At 36.9% G+C, this 24,259-nt stretch carries 22 protein-coding genes and 1 tRNA gene; 9 read left to right on the forward strand and 14 right to left on the reverse strand.

Annotation, left to right across the window (positions count from 1 at the left end; genetic code table 11):
* Positions 1–388: 388 nt before the first annotated feature.
* Complete coding sequence (locus tag VB715_RS17020) at positions 389–832, forward strand: hypothetical protein (protein ID WP_323302409.1); 444 nt, start codon at positions 389–391, stop codon at positions 830–832.
* Here the strand turns inward: VB715_RS17020 and VB715_RS17025 are convergent.
* The 4 genes from VB715_RS17025 to VB715_RS17040 all read right to left on the reverse strand — a co-directional run bounded on the left by VB715_RS17025 (position 816) and on the right by VB715_RS17040 (position 4,976).
* Positions 816–2,003, reverse strand: a complete 1,188-nt coding sequence (locus tag VB715_RS17025; RefSeq protein ID WP_323302410.1) for an LL-diaminopimelate aminotransferase — start codon at positions 2,001–2,003, stop codon at positions 816–818. The two genes, VB715_RS17020 and VB715_RS17025, sit on opposite strands and share 17 nt — an antisense overlap.
* 71 nt (positions 2,004–2,074) lie before the next feature.
* On the reverse strand, positions 2,075–2,401 hold the full coding sequence (locus VB715_RS17030; protein ID WP_323302411.1) for a thioredoxin family protein: 327 nt from the start codon (positions 2,399–2,401) through the stop codon (positions 2,075–2,077).
* Positions 2,402–2,556: 155 nt separating this feature from the next.
* On the reverse strand, positions 2,557–3,330 hold the full coding sequence (locus VB715_RS17035; RefSeq protein WP_323302412.1) for a PspA/IM30 family protein: 774 nt from the start codon (positions 3,328–3,330) through the stop codon (positions 2,557–2,559).
* Between the two features lie 179 nt (positions 3,331–3,509).
* A complete protein-coding gene (locus VB715_RS17040) occupies positions 3,510–4,976 on the reverse strand; it encodes a DUF2252 domain-containing protein (RefSeq protein ID WP_323302413.1) in 1,467 nt (488 codons plus the stop codon).
* Positions 4,977–5,191: 215 nt separating this feature from the next.
* Here VB715_RS17040 and VB715_RS17045 point away from each other — a divergent pair, with 215 nt between their 5' ends.
* Positions 5,192–6,373 (forward strand): RtcB family protein, encoded by a 1,182-nt coding sequence (locus VB715_RS17045; protein WP_323302414.1) that lies wholly within the window; start codon positions 5,192–5,194, stop codon positions 6,371–6,373.
* Positions 6,374–6,410: 37 nt separating this feature from the next.
* Here VB715_RS17045 and VB715_RS17050 read toward each other — a convergent pair whose 3' ends face one another.
* Entirely contained in the window at positions 6,411–7,532 is a 1,122-nt protein-coding gene (locus tag VB715_RS17050) for a site-2 protease family protein (protein ID WP_323302415.1), read from the reverse strand.
* Positions 7,533–7,733: 201 nt separating this feature from the next.
* Positions 7,734–7,806: transfer RNA gene (locus VB715_RS17055), tRNA-Thr, on the reverse strand.
* A gap of 120 nt (positions 7,807–7,926) precedes the next feature.
* On the opposite strand from VB715_RS17055, the gene VB715_RS17060 reads away from it, so the two are divergent.
* Together VB715_RS17060 and VB715_RS17065 are read left to right on the forward strand one after the other, a co-directional pair.
* Positions 7,927–8,199 carry a DUF3493 domain-containing protein gene (locus VB715_RS17060; RefSeq protein ID WP_323302416.1) on the forward strand — a complete coding sequence of 91 codons (273 nt, stop codon included), beginning with the start codon at positions 7,927–7,929 and terminating at the stop codon, positions 8,197–8,199.
* Positions 8,200–8,213: 14 nt separating this feature from the next.
* The gene (locus VB715_RS17065) at positions 8,214–9,008 is read left to right on the forward strand and encodes an aminotransferase class IV (RefSeq protein ID WP_323302456.1); all 795 of its coding nucleotides are present in this window, start codon (positions 8,214–8,216) and stop codon (positions 9,006–9,008) included.
* Here the strand turns inward: VB715_RS17065 and VB715_RS17070 are convergent.
* Complete coding sequence (locus VB715_RS17070) at positions 9,005–9,727, reverse strand: pyridoxine 5'-phosphate synthase (protein ID WP_323302417.1); 723 nt, start codon at positions 9,725–9,727, stop codon at positions 9,005–9,007. The two genes, VB715_RS17065 and VB715_RS17070, sit on opposite strands and share 4 nt — an antisense overlap.
* Positions 9,728–9,946: 219 nt before the next feature.
* On the opposite strand from VB715_RS17070, the gene VB715_RS17075 reads away from it, so the two are divergent.
* On the forward strand, positions 9,947–12,346 hold the full coding sequence (locus VB715_RS17075) for a type I restriction-modification system subunit M (protein ID WP_323302418.1): 2,400 nt from the start codon (positions 9,947–9,949) through the stop codon (positions 12,344–12,346).
* A gap of 24 nt (positions 12,347–12,370) precedes the next feature.
* On the opposite strand, the gene VB715_RS17080 is transcribed toward VB715_RS17075, so the two are convergent.
* Complete coding sequence (locus tag VB715_RS17080; protein WP_323302419.1) at positions 12,371–12,775, reverse strand: hypothetical protein; 405 nt, start codon at positions 12,773–12,775, stop codon at positions 12,371–12,373.
* 69 nt (positions 12,776–12,844) lie between these two features.
* Here VB715_RS17080 and VB715_RS17085 point away from each other — a divergent pair, with 69 nt between their 5' ends.
* Positions 12,845–14,065, forward strand: coding sequence for a restriction endonuclease subunit S (locus VB715_RS17085; RefSeq protein WP_323302420.1), 1,221 nt, complete (start codon positions 12,845–12,847; stop codon positions 14,063–14,065).
* 172 nt (positions 14,066–14,237) lie between these two features.
* On the opposite strand, the gene VB715_RS17090 is transcribed toward VB715_RS17085, so the two are convergent.
* Positions 14,238–14,483, reverse strand: coding sequence for a putative toxin-antitoxin system toxin component, PIN family (locus VB715_RS17090; protein WP_323302421.1), 246 nt, complete (start codon positions 14,481–14,483; stop codon positions 14,238–14,240).
* A 32-nt stretch (positions 14,484–14,515) separates the two neighbouring features.
* On the reverse strand, positions 14,516–14,767 hold the full coding sequence (locus VB715_RS17095; RefSeq protein WP_323302422.1) for a type II toxin-antitoxin system prevent-host-death family antitoxin: 252 nt from the start codon (positions 14,765–14,767) through the stop codon (positions 14,516–14,518).
* 117 nt (positions 14,768–14,884) lie between these two features.
* On the opposite strand from VB715_RS17095, the gene VB715_RS17100 reads away from it, so the two are divergent.
* Positions 14,885–17,977, forward strand: coding sequence for an HsdR family type I site-specific deoxyribonuclease (locus tag VB715_RS17100; RefSeq protein WP_323302423.1), 3,093 nt, complete (start codon positions 14,885–14,887; stop codon positions 17,975–17,977).
* Positions 17,978–18,003: 26 nt separating this feature from the next.
* Positions 18,004–18,711 carry a SprT family zinc-dependent metalloprotease gene (locus VB715_RS17105; protein WP_323302424.1) on the forward strand — a complete coding sequence of 236 codons (708 nt, stop codon included), beginning with the start codon at positions 18,004–18,006 and terminating at the stop codon, positions 18,709–18,711.
* Between the two features lie 7 nt (positions 18,712–18,718).
* On the opposite strand, the gene VB715_RS17110 is transcribed toward VB715_RS17105, so the two are convergent.
* Both VB715_RS17110 and VB715_RS17115 read right to left on the reverse strand, forming a co-directional pair.
* Positions 18,719–20,731, reverse strand: coding sequence for a DNA phosphorothioation-associated putative methyltransferase (locus VB715_RS17110; protein WP_323302425.1), 2,013 nt, complete (start codon positions 20,729–20,731; stop codon positions 18,719–18,721).
* 20 nt (positions 20,732–20,751) lie between these two features.
* On the reverse strand, positions 20,752–21,444 hold the full coding sequence (locus VB715_RS17115) for a Uma2 family endonuclease (protein ID WP_323302426.1): 693 nt from the start codon (positions 21,442–21,444) through the stop codon (positions 20,752–20,754).
* Between the two features lie 130 nt (positions 21,445–21,574).
* Here VB715_RS17115 and VB715_RS17120 point away from each other — a divergent pair, with 130 nt between their 5' ends.
* Complete coding sequence (locus VB715_RS17120; RefSeq protein ID WP_323302427.1) at positions 21,575–21,850, forward strand: hypothetical protein; 276 nt, start codon at positions 21,575–21,577, stop codon at positions 21,848–21,850.
* 25 nt (positions 21,851–21,875) lie between these two features.
* Here the strand turns inward: VB715_RS17120 and VB715_RS17125 are convergent, their stop codons facing one another.
* Together VB715_RS17125 and VB715_RS17130 are read right to left on the reverse strand one after the other, a co-directional pair.
* A complete protein-coding gene (locus tag VB715_RS17125) occupies positions 21,876–23,948 on the reverse strand; it encodes an AAA family ATPase (protein ID WP_323302428.1) in 2,073 nt (690 codons plus the stop codon).
* Positions 23,945–24,118 carry a hypothetical protein gene (locus tag VB715_RS17130; RefSeq protein WP_323302429.1) on the reverse strand — a complete coding sequence of 58 codons (174 nt, stop codon included), beginning with the start codon at positions 24,116–24,118 and terminating at the stop codon, positions 23,945–23,947. The genes VB715_RS17125 and VB715_RS17130 overlap by 4 nt, the downstream gene beginning before the upstream one ends.
* Between the last annotated feature and the right edge of the window lie 141 nt (positions 24,119–24,259).

Genomic DNA, 24,259 nt, shown 5'->3' on the forward strand with positions numbered 1-24,259 from the left:
GTAATCTAGGAGAACTCAATATCAATGGGAGATACCGATAATCACACGATTTTAGATCGCAAACAATACCCCTGGAAATTAAGATTTTGTTTACTGCCTGATGTAAACTAATGTAACAACAATATTACAGATTGTCAAGAATATCTTGACAAATTACCTGGAATTGGCATCAGTTATTGGTCTTGCTTATGTCAGCATCAGCACCAGAACATCAGTTCTTGCCTAGTTAAGCCAAGGAATCAGGTTATAATAGTGTTAGTGGAGATGATTGACTTCCGCCAGCAAGGTTTCTCGTTAGGGCGTTTCGTTAATCTAGCAGATTAGCAGATAGATCAGTCAGAAAAAAGTCGGGGATAGTTGCTTTTCTAGGAGAGGGAGAGCATTGTTAATGAAGTGGATCATCTATCTGGGACTAACAATTATTGTTTATTTTTTAGCCCTGATCAAATTAAGAGGAAAGGTTGAACGAGAAAAGGTAAGGGAAGCCTATATTTTTTGGACTACTTTGCTTTTCTTTTTGGTTTTTGAATATGTCTTTATTAACTCTATTTTTACCAATTTTCCCTTACATCTCTTGGGGTTATTTTTATCCCTTGTTTATGCTTTATCAATTTATTTTTATTTAAAATCAGTTAAAAAAGATATCGATACCATTTTTTATAAATTATTACAACAAAGTCAGGGAAGGATTAGTATTTTAACCTTTATGCAGGCCACACAGTTACCTTCAGAAGAAGCACAAAACTATTTGAATCGGAAATTAAAAGAATTAAGAGGAAATCGTCATAGTACCCGTGGCAATATCTACTATGAATTTAGTATTTGGCAGTAGTATCCTTAAGAAAGAGGGCTATTTTATTAACGGCTAATTCTAAAATATCAGGTTCATGAACAAGAGCAAATCTTACATAACCTTCTCCCTGTTTACCAAACCCCGCCCCAGGAGAAACAGCAACCCCTGTCGCTGCCACTAACTCAGTACAAAATTCTATAGATTTGGTTGCCCAAGGATCAGGTAATTTTGCCCAAACATACATAGTTGCTTGAGGGGGTGTCACCGGCCAACCAATGTTATCCAGAGCATTAATAAACGCATCTCGTCGTTTTTGAAAGGTAGCGACAGTTTTTTTAACCGTATCATCAGCAGAGTTTAAAGCAGCGATCGCACCGTTTAAAATGCCTCGATATTGATTAAAATCGACGACTGCTTTCACCTGTTTTAAGGCTTTAATAAGTTCAGCATTACCAATGGCAAAACCGATCCGAAAACCCCCCATATTATAGGATTTAGAAAAAGTAAATAATTCAAGAGAAATAGATTTTGCTTGATCTGCTTGCAGAATAGAAGGAGGTGATGTGTTTCCCTCAAAAACCAAATCAACATAGGGAAAATCATGCACTAAAACTAGGCCATTTTCTTGACAAAATGCCACTGCTTCCTGAAAAAATGACAAAGAAGCCGTCGCTGTTGTTGGGTTATGGGGATAACTTAAGACCATTAACCTTGCTTGAGTTAAAATGTTTCTCGGAATATCTGTAAAGATCGGTAAAAAATCATTTTCAGCTAACAACGGCATCGGATAAATTTGTCCACCTGCGAGATAAACTCCACCCGCATGAGAAGGATAACCAGGATCGAGCAATAGGGCAAAATCTCCAGGATCGAGTAATGCTAAAGGTAGGTGTGCTGTCCCTTCTTGGGAACCAATGAGGGGTAAAACTTCAGTTTGGGGATCGATCGCAATTTTAAAGCGTTGGGTATACCATTGAGCCACTGCCTCCCGAAATTCTAAAGTTCCGCGATGAAGCAGATAGCCGTGAGTGGTGGGATCATGTAAAGCAGTTTCAATGGCGGCGATCGCCTCCGGTGCAGAGGGTAAATCTGATGATCCCAGAGATAAATCAATAATAGTCTTTCCCCTTAGGACCGCTTGAGACTTGGCCCGATCCATATCGGCAAAAACGTTAGATTGTAAAGCTTGGAGACGTTGGGCAAAGTGCATGATCCTTATGGGTGTGAGGAGGTGAGGAGAATAATTGTCTTAATGATCCCATTACCCCATCACCCCATTGTTTAATTAAGATGGTCAGAGAGCATCGTTTCGAGTTGTTGTTTGCCGATCGCCCCCTCATGGGAGAGGAGAAGCTCCTTATCTTTATACAGTCTCAGAGCAGGAACCCCTTCAACTTTGCATTTGGAGCGAGCATCTGGGTTAGAATCAACTTCTAATTTGACCACCTTGAGGCGATCGCCATAGGTATTAGCAATGGCACTAATAGAAGGGGATACCAAACGACAGGGGCCACACCAAGCTGCCCAAAAATAGACTAACACAGGCTGATCTGCACCGAATACTTCGGTTTCAAATTTGGGATCGGTAATTTCGAGAACACTACTCATAATTTGGTTATCAATGATGGGTTATTCAGTTATTAGCTTACAAGTTTGCTCAATTTCTTCTACTGGTTTTTGTTAACTTTTGATGGCAGTAGATTTGTTTTGGGTAGAGTTGTCCAAGGTGTCCCCACACCTGATACCCTACCCCAACTTGAACCTTATAAGTTATCTAACTGACGACGTAAGTCTTCTAATTCAGCATCAACCACCTTATCTTTGGGGGAAGATGGCTCGTTACTAGAGGCTTCGGGCAAGGCCCCTTGGGGTTGAGCAGAGCCTGTAATTTGTGCTTTGAGCATGGCTAATTCATCATCAACGCCACTACCTGCTTCGAGTTCGAGGAATTGGTTATCTAGACTTGAGCTTGTTAATTCCCCAGCTGCTTCAGAGCGAGCTTCCATCTCTAACACTTTGTCTTCCATGCGCTCAAAGGCTGCCATAGAACCACTGGTATTGATGCCTCCTAAAGCACCTTGTAGAGCTTCGTTAGCTTTTGCTGCTTTAGCTCTGGCAATAAGCATATTTTTCTTGGTTTTGGCTTCAGAAATTTTGCTTTCTAAGGCCACTAAATTACGGCGCAGGGTTTCTACTTGAGCATTTTGTTGTTCTAATTGCGCTTTGAGAGTAGCGGCGACATCACCATGGGATTTTTTCCGCACTAACGCTTCTCTGGCTAAGCTTTCTTCTCCTTTTGAGAGGGCAAGTTTAGCCCGTTGTTCCCATTTATTGGCTTCGGTGAGATCTTGTTTATAGCGTTGTTCCGAGCGGTTGCGCTCGGCCATCGTGCGGGCGACTGCTTGCTTCAGTTGAATCAAGTCCTCTCCCATGTCAATAATGGTTTGCTCTAAAACTTTTTCTGGATCTTCTGCTTTACTAACAAGATCGTTGAGGTTGGCTCGGACAACTCGGCTTAGGCGATCAAATAATCCCATAATACTGTTCTCTTGGTGTTTACAAGGTTGAGTAAGGTTTCAGTTTAAAATGGCGTTGTTATGCTCTTGAGGGAGACATTCCTATTTTCTAGTTTATCAAGCTGCTTGACATACTCTTCCACGAATTGCTTGATCAACAGATTAATGGGAAGAATTTTTGTTGAGAGTAAAATTAATCGTTAAATCCCAATTTCTACGGCAATTTTACCCTCATTGATCGCTTTAGCCAACGCTTCCCAGTCCTTTTGATTTTGATCACCGTAAGCTTCGGCAAAGTCAGCGATCGCCTCATCTAAAATTGAAGAACTGCCACAATATCCAGCAATTTTGGCAATATCTCCCGAACGCGCATGGGCCCGAGCCAATAAAGTCCCACAAGCACGGGCATACATCAAAAAAGCTGAGCCACTCAACCATTCTAAGGGAATTGACCCCTTCATATTCTTCATCTGACGCACATAAAAAGGAGTCCCGTCAATAGAAGTCCAGCCCAATAATACATCACTTGCCGCTTGTAGGACTCGTTGTCCTAAGACAACCCGTCGCCCTTGGTGAGATGCTGCGGGGGGTAAGGGAGGGGTATAGGGAGCAAAACTAGGGGAAACCGCCTCTTTAACCTGCAAAAACAGGGGATCATTATCATCATTGCCAAACAACATCACTAAATAGGCCTGTAACCCCACACTACCAACTCCCACAACGCGATGAGCGACATCAGCTACCCGATACCTCTGAAACATGAAACGACGTTCAGGAGATAGGGTTTCTGCATAGGATATTAACCCCTGGATCACTTTTTGGGCTGTTTCTTCGTCCGTCCGTTTTAAGATGGGCGGATCATCGCAAAAACGCCAATTTCCCCCTACGGTGCGATGAGCTAATTTATTGAGTAAGTTGATATTGGTAGCAGCTTGGGCTTTTTTAACGGCTTTTTCTAAGATTTTTCGGGTTTTTTTATTGGGTTTAAACACCGGAGTTGTTTGCCCAGGATAATGATGCAAATACCACACTTCTAACACCCGTAAACTTTGCAACCGGGCCGCATTGGCACGATAGCCAGCCACACAGGCCATCACCGCTTTACGGCGCGTGTTTTGGTTAAGTCCCTGTTCTCTCCCTGCCACATTAAAACTAGCGGCCAACCGTTTGAGATCCCATTCCCAGGGGCCATAAGTCACCTCATCAAAGTCATCCAAATCAAAGACTACGGTGCGTTGTGGCGTTCCATATAACCCAAAGTTGTTGAGGTGAGCATCCCCATCTACCAAAACTTGAATCCCTGAGACTGGGGTATGGGCCAGATCCCAAGCCATGATCGCTGCGGCTCCTCGCAGAAAGGTGAAGGGTGATGCAGACATCCGACCCATACGAATCGGGATTAAATGGGCTTGACGACCCTCATTCGTTGCCAGAATGAGGTCTATGGGATCAGGACGGTTTAAGGCAGGTTGCCAGTGACTATGGGCTTCTCTGAGGGTCTTTAAACGTAAGGCTCTCCCCTGTTCCTGTCGTTGCTGCCAAGGTTCTAATAATAAATGGGGTTCGTAAAAAGGGGGATGCTGCCAAGGTTCGAGATCGGCTCGCTCAAAAAAGGGATGACGGTAATTATTTCTTGGTTGCGCGCCGTTGGGGGTAGGGTGGTTCACAGTTGAGGAGATGTGAGAAGGGGTGACAGAGCAACCACAGATGGTTGTTCCTACCTTAAAAAATAACTCAGCTTATGGCAAGTGCTTAGTAATCATCAAAAAGTCTTTAGAATTCGAGGTCTTGACCAAAAAAGTTTACTAAATTTTACACCAAGAAAAGTTCATTTTTCTACCTTGTAGTATAATTGTAGTGTTTGCGTTTAAAATAAAAATCTATGCCTTACGAACCTTTACCTGTTTCTACGTCTAAGCCAGTTTTATCCTGGGCTAATCACAATTTGGCCTCTGCGGAACTCCAGATGGCTAAAAATGTTGCCTCTCTCCCTTTTGTTTATAAACACGTTGCTTTAATGCCGGATGTTCACTTAGGAAAAGGGGCATTAGTAGGGTCAGTTATTGCGACTGAAGATGCCATTATTCCGGCGGCTGTTGGGGTTGATATTGGTTGTGGTATGGCCGCGATAAAAACCCCTTTTACGGCTGATCAATTAGAGGGAAAACTTAAGCAAATTCGCTCAGAAATTGAGGCCGCTATTCCGGTGGGTTTCAATGAGAATAAAGAAGCTGATAAAGCGGTAACTAATTGGTCAAATTGGCGCGATTTTAAAGACTTACATCCAGGGGTACAAAGACTGGAAACTAAAGCCTTAAGACAAATGGGTTCCTTAGGAGGTGGCAATCATTTTATTGAGGTTTGTTTAGATACAGAAGACCAAGTTTGGTTAATGTTACATTCTGGTTCTCGTCATATTGGTAATCAATTGGCACAATGTCATATTAATACGGCTAAAGAGTTAGCAAAATTAGCAAATCTTAAGTTACCTGATCCAGATTTAGCTTATTTTGTAGCGGGTACTGATGAATTTGCAGCTTACTGGCGTGATTTACAATGGGGCCAAAATTATGCTCGTTTTAACCGTGATGTGATGATGAATCGCTTTAAAAAGATTGTTGAAAAATATTTAGTGGGAGGAAAACAAATAAAACCTTTGTTATCAGTTAATTGTCATCATAATTATGCTGAAAAAGAGTTACATTTTGATAAAGAAGTTTATGTAACTCGTAAGGGTGCAGTGAGAGCAAGAGAAGAAGATTATGGGATTATTCCTGGTTCAATGGGAGCGAAATCTTTTATTGTAAAAGGTAAGGGAAACCATGATAGTTATTGTTCTTGTTCCCACGGAGCAGGGCGTTTAATGTCTCGTAGTAAAGCGAAAAAAGTCTTTACCCTTGATGATTTAATTGACCAAACTCAAGGGGTAGAATGTCGCAAAGATACAGGGGTATTAGATGAAATTCCTGGGGCATATAAACCCATTGAAGAAGTGATGAATAATCAGTCAGATTTAGTGGAAGTTGTGGCTACTTTGAAGCAGGTTTTATGTGTCAAAGGGTAACATTGATTAAGTAAGGTGGGCAATGCCCACCCTAAAGTTATGCTGTTTGAGTTTGACTTTTTTGTTGCAGGAATTTGATGATTGAACCTTTTTCTAATAAACCGACAACCGTGCCATTTTCTCGAACCACTGTCAGTTGTTTTAGGGGGTCATTTTCCAGAAGTTTTGCCACCTCTAATAAGGACTTATTAGATTCAACAGTAATCAAATCTTTGACGGGTTGCATCACGTCAGAAACCTTGATTTCTGTCCATGCAGAAGTGGCAATCTTTTTCAAGGAGTCAACATCAATAATGCCGGATAATTTTTCTTCTTCATTAATGACAAGAAACTTTTTCCACTGATGCTTACCGATGATATAATCATTGACAAATTCACGAATAGTTAAGCCACCGGAAACAATCGGACTATCAGGAATAACTGCCTCTTCTGCGGTATAACCATTTAGAGTTTCTTGCACTTGAGCAGATTGAGCAGACACCCCGGCATTTTGTAATAGGAAGAACCCAATTAATAAAGTCCAGAAGTTACCAACTTGACTAATTCCTAAGATGGCTAAACCACCAATAACGACAGCTAACCAACCAAAAACTTGACCGACACGACTGGCAAAAATAATCCCTTTATTGGGGTTGCCTGTAATTTTCCAAACCAGAGATTTAAGAATGTTTCCGCCATCTAAAGGTAAACCAGGAATCAAGTTAAATAATCCCAGAAATAAGTTAATAGAAGCTAGTAACTCAAGAATCGCTTCAATAGGGGTAGGAAAGGAAAAAGTAAGGACGATAAAAAACAGAATAGCACATAATAATAAGCTAACAGCCGGCCCGGCGATCGCTACTAAAAATGCTTCTAAAGGAGTCTCAGATTCTTTTTCTAAATTGGCTAATCCCCCAAATAAAAATAGGGTAATTGATTTGACATCAATACCTTGAGAAAGGGCTACAAAACTATGGCCTAATTCATGGGCCAACACGGAAGCAAATAATAATAATGCCGCAATTAATCCTAAAATCCAAGGCACAATACCACTTAATTGCGGAAATAAGGCAAGCTGTCCCCCATAACTCACAGTTACTAATCCAAGAACGAGAAACCAAGAGGGATTGATATAAAATGGAATGCCAAATAAACTACCAACTCTTATATTGTTATTCATTAGAATAACCTCCTATGCTATCAGCAAAGTTTAATCTTTTTGCTGTTCATTAATTACATTGTAACGAAATGTAAAATTGATAACAGTCATAAATTATCGTGAAACCCGTCATTCGAGGTTCGGTTGATGGGAAAAATGATTCATATTCCTAGGGTTTTTAACACCAACGAGACTGTTATATTTGAGGATATCTAATTTTTAAGCCACGTATGAGACTTGAACTCACGACCCCATCATTACGAGTGATGTGCTCTACCAACTGAGCTAACGTGGCCTGAAAAACCGAATCAACCCTAAGGCTCTATGGAACTTTGAGAGTAGGATGGGTTTTTCTGAATATTCAGTATATCCTAAAAAATAAACTAAGCACCAGCCAACGGCCGAGAATTTTTTAATGAATAAATCTCCTAACCCCTCTCCTCAGTCTCGTTCCAAGCTTGATCCTGAAAAATATGCTAGGTTAAAAGCAGAGGCTAAAGCCCCCTATAAAGGGTTCAGACAGTTTTTTTATGTTGCTTTTGGTGCATCGGGTTTTATTGGTGCTGTGGTATTTTTAGCACAGTTGGCTGCAGGACGAGATGTAAGCACTGCCTTGCCTAATTTTGCTTTACAGGTGGGGGTTGTCGTCTTGATGGTGTGTTTATTTAAGTTAGAAAAAAAATCTTAGCTTTCTTGTCTAAAATGTATTGGTATGATGGTCAACTTATCGAACAAGATCAGATTTGTTTACCCCTTACTGAACCGGGTTTGATTTATGGCGCAACTGTATTCACAACCTTACGGGTTTATCAGCAGTCTCTAGAACATCCTCTAACCCAGTGGGAAGCTCATTGTCATCGTTTAGAACATAGTCTTAAGGACTTTGCTTGGACTCTACCTTCTTGGCCTCAATTACGTCAAGGGGCAAAATGTCTGATTCCTCATTATCCTGTTTTGAGATTGACGATTTTTCCTGATGGACGAGAATGGATTATGGGGCGTTTTTTACCGGAAGATTTAGCTGCCTCTCAACGTCAGGGAATTCGGGCATGGGTGGCTAATCATTCTCTGTTTCAACGGACTTTAAATGCCTATAAAACAGGTAATTATTTAGGGCCATGGTTGGCTTTACAAAAAGCGCAAAGTTTAGGCTTTAGAGAAGCTATTTTAGTGAATTCTCAAGGTAATTGGCTAGAAAGTAGTACCGGAAATTTATGGGGATACAAGGCGGGAAAATGGTATACACCATCCTTAGAAGATGGTATCTTACCAGGTATTGGACGATCGCAGTTAATCTCTTGGTTATCTAATCAGAAGATTGAGATCAATGAAAGCCAATGGACTCTAGAATGGGTCAAGGAGTTGGAAATTATTGCTTACACTAATAGTGTGGTTGAAATCATTCCCTTTTCTCAGATTGTTTTAGGAGAAAAACAACTGGTTTTTGATGTGTCTCATCGGGGTTTGCAACAATTAAAGAATTATTATCAACTTTAGAGTTGTCCCCTCATAGCGAGTTTCATCTCCTTAACGGCTCTTTCCATTCCCACTAAGACGGCGCGACTGACTATAGTATGACCGATATTAAGTTCTTCCATGCCTGGTAAACAAGCCACAGGATACACATTAATATAGGTTAACCCATGACCCGCATTCACCCTTAATCCTAAGCTTAGGGCTTGTTCACAACCTAATTTTAAGATTTGTAACTCTTTTTGACGATCTGACTCATTATGTGCTTCTGCATATTGCCCTGTGTGGAGTTCAATAAATTGGGCTTGGGTGGCAGCAGAGGCTTTGATTTGGGCTTCATCTGCATCAATAAAGAGGCTTACAGGGATATTAGAGCTTTGGAGACGATCTACCACATTTTTGAGTTTGTCGAGGCTTCCTGCTATGTCTAAGCCTCCCTCTGTGGTTACTTCTTCCCGTTTCTCTGGTACGAGGGTAACATAGTCGGGTTTGAGGTTGAGGGCGATCGCTACCATTTCGTCGGTGGCAGCCATTTCCAGGTTAAGATGGGTGCGGACGGTTTCTCTGAGTAAGCGCACGTCTCTATCTTGAATATGGCGGCGATCTTCCCGTAAATGGGCAGTTATGCCGTTTGCTCCCCCTAATTCCGCTAAAACGGCCGCTGCGATCGGATCGGGTTCGACGGTACGTCTGGCTTGGCGAATGGTGGCAACGTGATCGATATTAACACCAAGAGTGAGCAAGTTACAATCTCCTTTTTTAGAGAATAATAATTATTGTATCATTTCTCTTATTAATAAGTTAAAACAATAAAAAACTGTTGTCTGTTTCTTAATACAATTACTTTTTTATTATATTTAGTCTAGAAGATCTTTGTTGATTTAACCTAGTTGTTGATAAGTTAGAGATTAGTGATGTATAATTAAGACGCGATTCTTCTCAGTAGGTTTATTTTAACAAATATGGCAATTAAAAAGAGTGAGTTATATAGTTCTTTATGGAAAGGTTGTGATGAGTTACGGGGGGGAATGGATGCCTCTCAATATAAGGATTATGTGTTAGTTTTATTGTTTGTTAAATATGTCTCTGATAAATATTTAGGGGATGATTTTTCACCGATTGAAGTACCTGATGCTGGAAGTTTTCAGGCTATGATTTCTCTCAAAGGTAATCCTAATATTGGGGAAGGAATTAATAATATTATTGCTAATTTAGCGGAAGCAAATGACCTCAGAGGGGTTATTGATGTAGCAGATTTTAATGATGAGGATAAGCTAGGAAAGGGTAAGGAAATGGTAGCAAGATTGACTAATTTGATTGCTATTTTTGAAAATCCTGCTCTTAATTTTAAGAAAAATCGCAGCGATGGGGATGATTTATTAGGGGATGCTTATGAATATTTAATGCGAAATTTTGCTACTCAATCAGGCAAAAGTAAGGGGCAATTTTATACCCCTGCGGAGGTGTCCCGTATTATGGCGAAGGTGGTAGGAATTAATACAGCAAAGCGTCAAGATCAAACTATTTATGACCCGACTTGTGGCAGTGGTTCTTTATTATTAAAAGCGGCGGATCAAGCACCGAAGGGGTTAAGTATTTATGGTCAGGAAATGGATAACGCTACCCGTGCCTTAGCCCAGATGAATATGATTCTGCATGGTCATGCTGATGGCATTATTTTACAGGGGAATACCTTAGCTGATCCCTTATTTAAGGAGGAGAATAAAGGGTTAAAACGGTTTGATTTTGCTGTAGCTAATCCGCCCTTTTCTGCTAAAGCTTGGAGTAATGGTTTTAATCCTTTTGATGATGAATTTAAACGTTTTGATGGTTTTGGTATTCCTCCGGCGAAAAATGGTGATTATGCTTTTTTGTTACATTTGATTGGTAGTTTGAAAAATGACGGAAAAGGGGCGATAATTTTACCTCATGGGGTTTTGTTTCGAGGAAATGCGGAGGCAGAAATCAGAAAAAATTTGATTGAACAGGGGTTTATTAAGGGCATTATTGGTTTACCTGCTAACCTATTTTATGGGACAGGTATCCCTGCCTGTATTATTGTTTTAGACAAGTTCAATATTGGGGAACGTCAAGGCATTTTTATGATTGATGGGAGTCGGGGGTTTGTCAAGGATGGCAATAAAAACCGTTTACGAGAGCAGGATATTCATAAAATTGTTGATGTCTTTAATAAGGGGTTAGAGGTTCCTAAATATTCGCGGTTTGTATCGGTTGATGAGATAAAAGATAATGACTATAATCTCAATATTCCTCGTTATATTGATTCTCAGGAGTCGGAAGATATACAGGATATAAGGGCGCATTTGTTGGGGGGAATACCAAAGGATGATATTGAAGCATTGGGGAAATATTGGCAGGTTTATCCTGGTTTAAAAGGGGAATTATTTGAGGTCATTGGGGAGGGTTATCTGGGGTTAAGGGTAGGAAATGATGAGATAAAACCGACTATTTTTAATCATGGTGAGTTTATTCACTATTCTGTGGAGATTGAGGGGATTTTTAATAGTTGGAAAAATGAGCATTTACTGTTATTGAGGGGACTGGAAAAAGGGGATAATCCTAATAAGATTATTGATGAGTTATCGGAGTCTATTTTAGAAGCGTTTGCGGGGAGAAGTTTAATAGATAAATATGATGTTTATCAGCATTTGATGTCTTATTGGTTGGAAACTATGCGGGATGATGTCTATATTTTGGTTCAGGATGGTTGGGTTGCAAACTTAACTCCTATTTTGAACAAAAAGGGGACAGCTACGGATTATACTTGTGAATTAATTCCCAAGGAGTTGATTATTAATCGGTATTTTGTTGAGGAAAAAGCTAATATAGAGGAGTTGGAAAGTAAGCGGGATGAAATAGGGAGAGAAATGGAGGAAATACAGGAGGAATATGGAGGTGAAGAGGGGTTATTAGAGGAGGTGACTAATGACTCTGGGAATATTACTAAGGCGAATATTACTGCTAGAATAAAGGAGATTAAGGGTAATAGTGAGTTTGAGGAGGAAGTGAAGCTGTTAAGGGTTTATTTACGGTTAATTGATGAACAGTCTGGGTTAAATAAACAGGTTAAGGATGGGGAAAAATTGTTAAATGATTTGGTCTTGAAACAGTATAAGTTATTAACAGCAGATGAGGTTAAAAGTTTAGTTATTGATGATAAATGGTTTCCGAGTTTATGGGAGTCTATTAATTCGGAAATGGAGCGTATTTCTCAACGGTTAGCGCAGCGTATTATAGAGTTAGCTGATAGGTATGGGGAAACATTATATGACTTAGAAAATGATGTTAATTTGTTGACAAATAAGGTTGAGAAACATTTACAATTGATGATTAATGGTTGATAGAATGGGATGTAAACGTAGGGGTCAACGCTGAGCGGAGTCGAAGCGTTGACCCCTACAATATTGATTACGTTCTTTAAGTAATTCTAATTTTACCTCATGAATTAACTCTAAAATCTGCTCACGGGTTTCTATTCCTGCTCGTTTAAAAGCTTCTTGCATATCCTGACGTACTTGGTTAAATTCTTCTTGTTTTGTGTTACTATTAGACATGGTAGTATTATTAATTATACAAGAATGATCATGATTCATTGCCCCATCCTTAACATCACATTCTACGGGATTTGTTCCTAATTCCCAAATAGATTTATGTTTTTTGATGGTAGTAATAATGATTTTCTCCTGTTCTTGGGTAACTTCTACTTCTTCCGTTTCTCCTAGTATTTCTTTGGGAATTAATAGACCTTGTTCGGTTACTTGTAATCTCATAATTAATGGCTTCTCTCTTTCAATTTTAGCATTTTACTGATTTGATTATAACACGATTATTTGATTATTATGGAAGAACAACGGGTTAAAAATGGTTATAAGTTAACAGATATTGGGGTTATTCCTGATGATTGGGATGTTCAATTTTTAGGAGATAAAACCAGTAAAATTGGAAGCGGAATAACACCTACTGGTGGAGCAAAAATTTATCAAAAAAGTGGTAGACCTTTTGTAAGAAGTCAAAATGTGGGATGGGGATATTTATCATTAGAGGATATTGCCTATATTAACGATGAAATTCATGCCACTTTTTCAGGAACAGAAATTGAGGAAAATGATGTCCTTTTAAATATAACTGGAGCATCTATAGGGAGAAGTGCAGTAGCAGATAAAAGAGTAAAAAATGGAAATGTTAATCAGCACGTTTGTATAATTAGAACAATAAAAGAAGAACTAGATCATCACTTTCTTAATTTGTTTTTACTTTCAAGAAAAGGGCAGAAACAAATTGATTCATTTCAAGCAGGTGGAAATAGACAAGGCCTTAATTTTGGTCAAATAAAATCATTTAAAATTCCCATCCCACCACTTTCTGAACAGCATAAAATAGCAGAAGTATTAAGTGATGTGGATAAGGGAATAGCAGCTTTAGAGAGACTTTTAACCAAGAAGCGTAATATTAAACAGGGGACAATGCAGCTACTTCTAACTGGGAAAAAACGCCTTCCTGGGTTTACTGGGGAGTGGGAGGTTAAGAAGTTGGGGGATGTTGTAGATTTTCTTGATGGTAAAAGAAGACCAATAAAAGATAGTGATAGAGCAAAAATGCGTGGTAATTTTCCTTACTATGGAGCTTCAGGAATAATTGATTATGTAAATAACTATATCTTTGACGATCACCTAATACTACTAGGAGAAGATGGCGAAAATATTTTAAGTAGAAATTGTCGATTGGTATATCAAGTTTCTGGAAAAATATGGGTTAATAATCACGCTCATGTGTTAAAACCAAAGTCTTATATAGATATAACATTTTTAACAGAATATTTAGAAAGTTTAAATTATGAACAGTATAATACAGGAACAGCACAGCCAAAATTAAACAAGAAAGCTTGTTCTATAATCATAGTCTTGCTTCCTACTATTAAAGAACAAAAAGCCATAGCTAATATATTAAGTGATATAGATAAAGAGATTGAGAAAATAGAGAAACAGAGAGACAAATATAAACAGATTAAACAGGGAATGATGCAGGAATTATTAACAGGAAAGACTAGACTGATAAAATAATTCAATAATCAAATAATATCCTATTGATGCTAACATATTGATTGTAGGGGCATAATACTATTATGCCCGTCAATTTCAGGGTTAACAGTCAAGGGTTTAACAGTGTTAAACCCCTACAGTATGACAATATTTTAGAGGAAAAAATATCAAAGTTGACCGTGAATAAATTGATTTATAACTCGTATTTCACAAAATTTGATGGGGTAAGAATCGGTAGTTTTTTACGATAAGGATGAAGAATCAATAAATCTTTATCTCCTGTAATTAAGAGATCAGCTAAACCATTAATTGCGACATCAAGATAGATATTATCTTTAGCATCTCGACAGTCAGTTATAAACTCTGTAATTGTAATTTTTTCTACTGCTTCTATTACTTCCTCCAGAAAAATTTGTAGAATTAGGTGATAACACAGCACTGACTAAGACATTAGCATCCAGAACATAACGATTAAGTGTCATTATTAAGAATATCCTGTAAAATCTCTGGAGTTAGTCCATTTTCTTGTGCTTCTTTGCCCATATCTTGAGCGAGTTTTATTAAGCGACTATTTTTTAGTTTAACTAAATCTTCGTAATCTTTCATAGAGATAATAGCAACATAATTATCATCATTTTTTTTAACAATAATAGACTCTTTTTGTGCTTTATCTATGATGTTAGCAAAATCCTTTTGTACTTCTGAGAGTGAAAATTGACCCATAGGACTTAATAGTTGATTGTACCTAATATAATTATAAACTATAATGTAGGCAGTGCATCGGCCTACGAAATTTGATACAATGATATAATATTACCCCAACACCCAACCCCTCAAAAAATGGTCGGAGAAACAGAACGAGTTACCCAAAACCGTGTTATTAACCTATTCCAAAATAAATTAAACTATGATTATCTTGGTAACTGGAAAGATAGACAAAATAACAGCAATATAGAACCCGACTATCTCCGTCCTTTTCTACAACAACAAGGCTATGATAATAACCTAATTGATAAAGCTATTAACGAACTAAATAAAACGGCAAAAGATCAAAGTCTTGACCTATATTATGTCAATAAAAATGTTTATAGTCTGCTGCGTTATGGCATTAAAATTAAACCAGAAGCAGGGACAAATACCCAAACCGTTTGCTTAATAGACTGGGAAAACCCCGAAAATAATCACTTTGCGATCGCAGAAGAAGTCACTATCAAAGGAGAGAATAATAAACGCCCCGATATTGTTATTTATATTAATGGTATCGCATTAGGAGTCATTGAACTTAAACGCGGTACCGTCTCCGTTTCCCAAGGTATTCGTCAAAACCTCGATAACCAAGAATCTCACTTTATTAAGCCATTTTTTACCACAATGCAGTTAGTAATGGCCGGAAATGATAGTCAAGGAATACGCTACGGAACGATCAAAACCCCAGAAAAATATTACCTCACTTGGAAAGAAGAAACCGAGGAAATAGAACTAATTAACAACACAATTATTAACCTTTGTCAAGGGGTTAGAAATAGATTAGATACTCATCTCATCCAACTCTGTGAAAAAGAGAGATTTCTTGAACTAATTTACAACTTTATTGTTTTTGATACAGGCATTAAAAAAGTTTGTCGTCATCATCAATATTTTGGAATAAAAGCAGCACAACAACGCATCAAAAATAGAGATGGGGGCATTATTTGGCATACACAAGGCAGTGGAAAAAGCTTAACAATGGTTTGGTTAAGTAAATGGATAAAAGAATATAACCCTAATTCCAGAATTTTAATTATTACCGATAGAGACGAACTAGATAAACAAATTGAAGGCAATTTTATTGGCGTTGATGAACAAATTTGTCGCACCAAGAACGGGAGAGAATTAATAAAAAAACTCAATCAAATTCATCCTAATTTAATTTGTTCACTCATTCATAAATTTGGCAATAAAAAAGTTAAAAAAGAAACAGACTATGAGCAAGACTATGATGATTATATCCAAGAATTAAATAATAGTTTGCCCCCTGATTTTTATGCCAAAGGAGAGTTTTATGTATTCGTAGATGAATGTCATCGAACCCAGTCCGGTAAACTCCATGAAGCCATGAAAAAAATCCTCCCTAATGCCCTATTTATTGGCTTTACGGGAACCCCATTATTAAAAAAAGATAAAAAGAAAAGCATTGATATATTTGGAACTTATATACATACCTATAAATTTAACGAAGCAGTCGAAGATAAAGTTATTCTTGACCTCAGATATGAAGCCAGAAAAGTAGAACAATATATAATATCTTCCACTAAAATTGATGAATGGTTTGAAGCCAAAACTAGCCAATTAACCGAAACAGCTAAAAATCAACTAAAACAACGGTGGGCAACCCTACAAACCCTGCTAAGTTCTCAGTCAAGACTAGAGAAAATTGCTCTTGATATTATTCTTGATTTTAACAACAAAGACCGTCTAAAAAGCGGAAATGGTAACGCCATCTTAGTCTCTGGCGACATTTATCAAGCTTGTAAATACTATGAAATATTCCAACAAAAAGGCTTTAAAAAATGTGCAATCATCACCTCTTATAAACCATCACCCAAAGACATTAAAGGAGAAACCACAGGAGAAGAACAACTTACAGAAAAACTCAGAAAATACGAAATTTATAGGCAAATGTTAGGCGGCAAAGACCCCGAAAAATTTGAAGAAGAAGTTAAAAATAGATTTATTCATGAACCCGCCCAAATGCAACTATTAATAGTAGTAGATAAACTATTAACAGGGTTTGATGCCCCCTCAGCAACCTATCTTTATATTGATAAAAGTATGAGAGATCATGGACTTTTTCAAGCCATTTGTCGAGTCAATAGATTAGATGAAGAAGACAAAGAATATGGCTATATTATTGACTACAAAGACCTCTTTAAAAGCCTAGAAAAATCCATCAAAGATTATACAATAGAAGCCTTTGAAGACTATGAACCTGAAGACATCGACGGGTTAATGGGCGATCGCCTTCAAAAAGGACAAAAACAGCTAGAAGAAGCATTCGAGAGAATTCACGTCCTATGTGAACCTGTAGCCCATCCCAAAGAGATAGATGACTATATAGACTATTTTTGTGGAGATAATAGCCAAAATTATGAATTATTGCAAGAAACCGAGCAAAAACGTCACGCCCTCTATCAACATACCGCCTCCTTAGTTCGGGCCTATGCTAACCTAGCCAATGATATGCTAAGCCTGGGCTATACCAGTCAAGAAATAGACCATATTAAAGCAGAAGTCAAACAATATGAACAAATACGAGAAACCATAAAACTCGCCAGTGGAGACTATATTGATCTCAAAACCTATGAACCCGCCATGCGTCACCTCATAGACAGCTATATAGGGGCAGAAGAAAGCGAAAAAATCACCACTTTTGATGATTTAACCCTAATTCAATTAATTGTACAACGGGGAGCAGATGCCATTGATCTGTTGCCCCCAACTATTCGTTACAGTCCCCAAACAACGGCGGCCACCATTGAAAATAACCTAAGAAAAGTCATCACAACTGCCTACCCAACAAACCCCAAATATTACGATCAAATGTCCCAACTTTTAGAACAAATAATCATAGAAAGACAAGGTATTATCCAAGACTATGAAGCTTATTTAAAACAGATTATTGAACTTTCTAAACAAGTTAACCAACCCAGTCACTCAAACCGTTATCCTAATATTATTGACACCCCTGCTAAACAAGCCTTATATGACAATTTAGAACAAAATGAGGCCCTCGCTTTAGCCATTCATTACACCATTATAACCACAAAAAAAGACAGTTGGCGAGGCAATACAATCAAAGAACGTCAAGTCAAAAACGCCATCAAACAACATCTAGAAAGCGAAGACAATATTAACCTTATTTTTGAACTTATTAAAAATCAAACAGAATATTAATAGTTAATCATTAATTCCCTAAACCCATGCACCAAATAACCCTAAATGACCTAATCATCAATGTTACCAGAAAAAAGATCAAAAACCTCCATTTAACCGTTCATCCCCCTGATGGAGAGGTAAGAATTTCAGCACCATTGCACCTTAATGATGAAACCATCCGTCTTTTTGCAATTTCTAAACTTCATTGGATCAAAAAAAATCAAGCAAAATTTAAAAATCAACCCCGTCAAAATAAGAAAAAATTTATATCAGGAGAAACCCATTATTATCAGGGAAAACTTTACTTGTTAAACGTAATTTATGATATTAAAATCCCAAAAGTAGAAATCAGAAATAATACTTATCTTGACCTTTATGTAAGAGAAGGAAGCGAACAAAATCAACGAGAACAAACCTTAATTAATTGGTATCGACAACAACTAAAAGCAGAAATTCCTGCTATAATAAGAAAATGGGAAGAAATTATGCAAATTGAGGTTAAAGAATGGGGAGTTAAAAAGATGAAAACTAAATGGGGAACCTGTAATATTCAAGCTCAAAGAATTTGGCTAAACTTAGAATTAATTAAAACCCCAAAACATTGCCTAGAATACGTCATTGTTCACGAAATGACCCATTTTTTTGAGCGACATCATAACGAAAAATTTAGACAATTAATGGATCAATTTCTTCCCCATTGGTCAACTTATAAAGAAGAATTAAACCAAACGCCCTTAGAACCCATAAAATGAATTATTTCTAGTCAATTAAATCATCTTTTTGCTGTTGTAAATCATACTGATTTATTATTATTCTATTTGCTGCTAAACATTGTAACCATCCTTGTAACCGATTAATTTTGTGATAATCTTCTAATAACCCTAAATCTTGCTCTTGTTGTGTTAGTTTAGCAAAGGTTTCATACAAAGGATAATCAGAAGTCACTAAACTATCTTTATAATGCAAGATAGGCGGATTTTCATCTTGAGAATAATCGGAATAATTGACCCGTAAATTACCTAATTCAATTTGCATTTTGGTGTGTAAAGTTGGATGAGGATTAGTGTCAAAATCAGGATAAAATAGATAAGTAATCTTAGGAATACGCCAAGAAAATTGAATAACATTTGCTTCTTCTAATCTTCCTACGGTTCGACTTGCACATCCTTCATATAAACGTAACAAAGTTTCTAAACTTTCCAAAGCACTAATATGAATAAGTAGGGAATTTTTAAGTTTTCTTCCCACAGAACTATTTTGACATAATCCAGCAATAATTTCTAAATTGCCTACCTGATACAACATCGCATCAGCTAAGAGACAAGCACTATTATAACTGCCAAATAACGACTTAATATCCTGTTTAACTTTAGGAGATAATTCTCGCATTTTTGGACGATGACTAAAGGTACTCAAAGCTAAATACAATAATAAATCTTGGCGACGCTTTTGCGTAATCATATCCCAGTCTTCTTCATTAGTTACTTGTAAAATAACCTTAAAGGCTTGCTTAAAGGTTCTAAAGTGTTCTTTTAATTGTACCTCATTTTCTAACTCTAATTCTCCATTAATGGGAAGTCTACCCCTTTCTGTATGAAAGTCCATTAAGGGTTGTAAAATTAATTCATAGTCCTCAAATCGTTTAGTTTCGACAATAATTCTAGGGGTTGCAGCGCGAGAATGAAAGCGAGAAACCCTAAAAGTTTGTGCTTCTGCTTCATCTTTAAATACAAAATAAATGCCTAAACCTGCGGGGATAGCATCAACATTTAAAACTTGATCAATATAAGCTTTTAATTCTTCTTGTTCATAATATTTTTGAAAAGTATTACGACTGGTAATTATCCCATCTCCATAAGCAACAACTCCCCGATCTCGATCATCAATTAATACTTGTGCTGAAACAATTAAAATACGACGGGTTAGTTCCCATGCTTTAATCAATGCTTCTCGTCTTTCTTTTAAATCTTCAATAACATTAATAATATAACCTAAATTAACAATATTAGCCGGATTTTTAGGCACATCTGGACGATAATAAGGGTCCCATCCTGCGCTTTCATATCCTGCTGCTGCAATGCGTTCAATATCTCCTCCATGACCACATCCATAGTCAAAAAAGCTAGTTTCTGGGACAAATAATGATGATTCTAAAGCTAAACGAACGGGACGAGATAAGCTTTTTCTAACTATTGCTGCTTTATGTCTTTCAATTTCTACGGGTAAGATTTCACTGGAATTTAAAGGACGTAGACAAGCCAAATAATGACCTTCAAAAATCAGCCGATAACGGTTTAATCTTTGTTCCCATTCTAGTTTAGTACCAATGGAACGGGTTAATTTTAATAATCCTAATTTTTCTTCAATATAGGTAAGATGTTCAAAGATTTCATGGTGAGGATAGTCAGCAGTAACAAAGGTTTCTTTGCGATGGAGTATGGGAGGATTATTTGTTTCTGTATAGTCCCAATAACTTGCTTGTTGTGTCTCTAAATTAACTACAATACTTAAGGTTAATTCGGGATGAGGATCAAGATCAAAGTTGGGATAAAACAAATAAGAAATTTTCGGTTTATCCGTATTAAATTTAACAATTGTTGCTTGTTCTATATCATCAGTAATTCGTGCTTTTTGTTCATATTCTTGTAAAATCAGTTCAAGATAATTAATCGCACTTCTATGAACATATAAAGCATTGGGTAATTGTTTGCCAATGCTACTATTTTGGCAATGATGGATGATTTCGTTAAAATAGTCAGTTGTAGGAAACATAACAGATAATCAAGATCAATTTATTCAGGGAGTTCGCCAAATTGTTGACGATATTTTTCGAGAATAGACTCCATTTCGGAAACCTTTTGTCTTTCTTCTTCTAATTCAGTTTCTTTTTGGGTTAACTCAGCTTCCTTTTGGGTTAATGCTTCGGCTAATTCTTCAGGAATCAATAATTTTTCCCCAGTATCTTCTCGATAAAACCCAATTAATTCACCTTCAACTTTTAATTGTAATTGTAATGGTTCGCTGCTACTATCCTCAATGATTTCATAAACATCATTTCTCAAACGATATCCTTTTAACTTTTCCGTGATCCATTCTCCTTTAGGGTCAAATAACCAATATTCTTTGACCCCTAATTGTTCATATAATGTCTTTTTAAATTCTTGATCTTGACCTTGAGTTCCTGGGGATGTCATCTCAAAAATTACTTGAGGAACTTCCCCTTCTTCCCAAATTTTATAATTATCTCTCCCTCCTGGTTCCACATTAAAAATAATCATAACATCAGGAGCAACTCGCATTCTAGGAAACCCTTGACTATAATACATAAATTGGTTAGCTAAAACTGTTGCTTTTTGTCCTGATAAATATTGTTTTAATACCTCCAAAGTTGTCAAAATAGCGTATAAATGGATATAAGTTTCTGCCATAGGTTCCCCGTCTGAACTCGGATAAATAATTTCTGATTTTAAGATAGTTTCCAACATAATATTGCTGTTTTAATTTTGGCGATCGCTCTTCTCTTATTATTGTAAGCAAAGATCATCAGTAGTAGTCACACCAGGAAAAATCCTTTACAATCAAATTTAGTTACAAAACTTCACACACAAAACAATTATGGCCGTTGATGATCGCAAAAAGCGAATTCTCGAACATTTAAAACAAAGTACAGACGGAATGCAATATGTTCCACCAAAACCGACTAGCGAACCCCCTCCGACTCCTTCCCCGACTCCCATACCCCAACCCACCCCAACTCCCCTTGGGGATGATCGTAAGCGACGGATCATGAATCATGTTAACAGTAGTAGTGGGGATTTTGGGGACTTTTCTCTGACGGATAAGAATCAGAAGAAAAAAATTGAGAATCATATTCGGAAAAGTTTGAATTAAAAACTTAATTTACTGTAGGGATAATTCATGAATTATCCCTACAAATTTCAATGATTTCTGTGTATTCAAATTCGTTAGGACTTTGTTTTACTAAAGCATAATTAACGCCATTAATAGCAATAGTATCTTCTTCACAGTCAACTTTAGGAGAATAATAGACTAGAATATACTCTTTCCCAATATAATTATAAGTTTCTTCTTGTACTTCTCCGCGCCATTGGGTTTTCGTGACTAAAATAATTAATTGATTCGCTAATTGGGGAATTGATTTTGCAACTTGTCGGCGATAAATTTCATCTAAACTACCAAAAGGGGAGTCCATAACAATGGGAAATGTACTACTATCTGGCCCCATTAAAGTATTGCGATGACTCCATTCTCTAACCCGATCAATAATTCCCCCAATAAATGAGAGACTTAAAATTTGATTTTCTCCTGTTGATGCTGCCACAGGAACTGCTATTCCTGATGTATTTTCGATTAAATTTAATTCATAATTTTGACTTAAACGAGGAAGATAAGGGGTAAAAGAAATCGAACTAAAAATCTCTTGTACTCGTATTTCTAGAGAGAGACGAAACTGTTTTTCTAAACGACTTCTAACTTCAATAATTCGTTCTCTTGCTTCTTTTATTCCTTCAACGCGCCGTTTTGCTAAGCTTTGCTTATCTTCTTTTATCTGCTGTTTACTGAGGTCTTTTTCTATGGTTTCTAGGTTTTTTTCTAAGGTTTTTAATTGATGTTGAATGCCTCCTTGTTCTAAGCGCAATTCTCTAATTTTTTGATTGATTTTATCTAAATTTTCTTGCAATTTTCTGATGTCTTCGTTAGGATAATTACGGAACTTTTGGCTAATCTCATCTAATTCAATCTCTACCCTAGATAATTCTAAGCGACACTGTTCAAGTTTAGTCTGTTTATCATCAACATTTTTCCAAAAATCAATGACTTTTTGTTCTAGATCATAAACTTGAGATTCTAAGCGAATGGCAGATTCTTCTACGGCGGCAATTCCCGCTTTATTCATCCATTGTTTAACCAGTTCATAATGACTGCTTCCTTCTAATAATTCTTGACCACAAATACAGCTTTGTCTGGTTAATAATTGTTGTACAAATTGCTGTTTAATGCCACTGGGTAATTCTCCCCGTTGACGTAAATCAGCAATTATGGCTTTAAATTTCGGGATAATATTAGTTAAGAAGATAGTATAACCTTGACTAGAAATTAACTGTTTAAGCTGTTTTTTTGAGTCTAACAAGTCACTTCTTAATAATTTTTCTTGTCTTTCTAATTTTTCTTTCAGTTGTTTTAATTGTTCAGCCCCACTTAATTCTAATAAACGAGTTGAGACAGCTTTTTGCTGAGACTCTTGCTCTTCAATTTCCTTGATAATAGTGTCTTCTTTTTCAATAAGTTGTTCTTTTTCTTGTTCTAATTTTGTTTGTTCTTTGAGTATTTTTTTGATATTGATATCTCCAATAATTTTTAGTTCATCTTGAAAGATTTTCTCGACTTTCTTAAGATGATCAATGGAACGATCTAAAACTTTAATGCCTAATAATTCTTTGGTATCTTCAGCAATTCTATTTTTATCATTGCCACGAAAAATATAATCGATATGTTCCCCATCAAAAAAGAAATATCGATGTAAACTTTCTGGCAAAATTCGGTTAATAATATCTTCCGGTTGCTGTAGGGGAGGATACCAGCGACCATCCTCACCAGAAACTAACATAAAAAACTGACTATTACTGTATTGAATTACGCCATTTTTATCTAAACAAGCATAACATTTACGTTTAACTTGATAGCGTTGATGATCATGTTCAAAATAAATTTCTGCCCAACATTCAACTGATGCACCTGTCTCAGCTTCCATGATCGCCCGTTTATTAATTAACAGGTTAGGGGAAGCAAAAGCTGCGGTAAATTTTTCATATAACACCCAAGTAAAGGCATTTAATAACGTGGTTTTTCCTGCCCCATTATTGCCATGAATAATTGTTGTATTGTGGGTTCCAGAAGCTAAAAATATTTCTGGGGTTTTGCCGTAAAATTGACGAAAGTTACATAATTTAAGGGACAAAAGTTTCATTGAATTACTTCTTTAACAATTTTGACGATATCATCATTAATATTACGAGGCGATCGCTGATATAATTTCTCTTTTTCTAACTGTAAAACCCGTTCAATAATTTCTCTTACTTGAGGAGGAGCCGTATTAATGGGTTCTTGCACTTTACTCAAATTTGCTTCTTCATTCATCAGTAAAAATGCTTAATCTTCAAATTTAGTATTTCTAAATTATAAATAAAAATCAAGATTGAGGGGAATAAAATGATAAAAAGCTTAACTTAGGCAGAAACAACGTAGAGACGTTGTATACAACGTCCCTACAATCATCAA

This window comes from Crocosphaera sp. UHCC 0190, from assembly GCF_034932065.1.
Taxonomy (GTDB): Bacteria; Cyanobacteriota; Cyanobacteriia; order Cyanobacteriales; family Microcystaceae; genus UHCC-0190.

What these genes read in the sequence shown, in the direction of transcription:
- VB715_RS17020 (WP_323302409.1), top strand. Translation starts at nt 389, where the DNA reads ATGAAGTGGATCATCTATCTGGGACTAACAATTATTGTTTATTTTTTA.
- VB715_RS17025 (WP_323302410.1), bottom strand. Translation starts at nt 2,003, where the DNA reads ATGCACTTTGCCCAACGTCTCCAAGCTTTACAATCTAACGTTTTTGCC.
- VB715_RS17030 (WP_323302411.1), bottom strand. Translation starts at nt 2,401, where the DNA reads ATGAGTAGTGTTCTCGAAATTACCGATCCCAAATTTGAAACCGAAGTA.
- VB715_RS17035 (WP_323302412.1), bottom strand. Translation starts at nt 3,330, where the DNA reads ATGGGATTATTTGATCGCCTAAGCCGAGTTGTCCGAGCCAACCTCAAC.
- VB715_RS17045 (WP_323302414.1), top strand. Translation starts at nt 5,192, where the DNA reads ATGCCTTACGAACCTTTACCTGTTTCTACGTCTAAGCCAGTTTTATCC.
- VB715_RS17050 (WP_323302415.1), bottom strand. Translation starts at nt 7,532, where the DNA reads ATGAATAACAATATAAGAGTTGGTAGTTTATTTGGCATTCCATTTTAT.
- VB715_RS17060 (WP_323302416.1), top strand. Translation starts at nt 7,927, where the DNA reads ATGAATAAATCTCCTAACCCCTCTCCTCAGTCTCGTTCCAAGCTTGAT.
- VB715_RS17065 (WP_323302456.1), top strand. Translation starts at nt 8,214, where the DNA reads ATGTATTGGTATGATGGTCAACTTATCGAACAAGATCAGATTTGTTTA.
- VB715_RS17075 (WP_323302418.1), top strand. Translation starts at nt 9,947, where the DNA reads ATGGCAATTAAAAAGAGTGAGTTATATAGTTCTTTATGGAAAGGTTGT.
- VB715_RS17080 (WP_323302419.1), bottom strand. Translation starts at nt 12,775, where the DNA reads ATGAGATTACAAGTAACCGAACAAGGTCTATTAATTCCCAAAGAAATA.
- VB715_RS17085 (WP_323302420.1), top strand. Translation starts at nt 12,845, where the DNA reads ATGGAAGAACAACGGGTTAAAAATGGTTATAAGTTAACAGATATTGGG.
- VB715_RS17095 (WP_323302422.1), bottom strand. Translation starts at nt 14,767, where the DNA reads ATGGGTCAATTTTCACTCTCAGAAGTACAAAAGGATTTTGCTAACATC.
- VB715_RS17100 (WP_323302423.1), top strand. Translation starts at nt 14,885, where the DNA reads ATGGTCGGAGAAACAGAACGAGTTACCCAAAACCGTGTTATTAACCTA.
- VB715_RS17105 (WP_323302424.1), top strand. Translation starts at nt 18,004, where the DNA reads ATGCACCAAATAACCCTAAATGACCTAATCATCAATGTTACCAGAAAA.
- VB715_RS17110 (WP_323302425.1), bottom strand. Translation starts at nt 20,731, where the DNA reads ATGTTTCCTACAACTGACTATTTTAACGAAATCATCCATCATTGCCAA.
- VB715_RS17115 (WP_323302426.1), bottom strand. Translation starts at nt 21,444, where the DNA reads ATGTTGGAAACTATCTTAAAATCAGAAATTATTTATCCGAGTTCAGAC.
- VB715_RS17120 (WP_323302427.1), top strand. Translation starts at nt 21,575, where the DNA reads ATGGCCGTTGATGATCGCAAAAAGCGAATTCTCGAACATTTAAAACAA.
- VB715_RS17125 (WP_323302428.1), bottom strand. Translation starts at nt 23,948, where the DNA reads ATGAAACTTTTGTCCCTTAAATTATGTAACTTTCGTCAATTTTACGGC.
- VB715_RS17130 (WP_323302429.1), bottom strand. Translation starts at nt 24,118, where the DNA reads ATGAATGAAGAAGCAAATTTGAGTAAAGTGCAAGAACCCATTAATACG.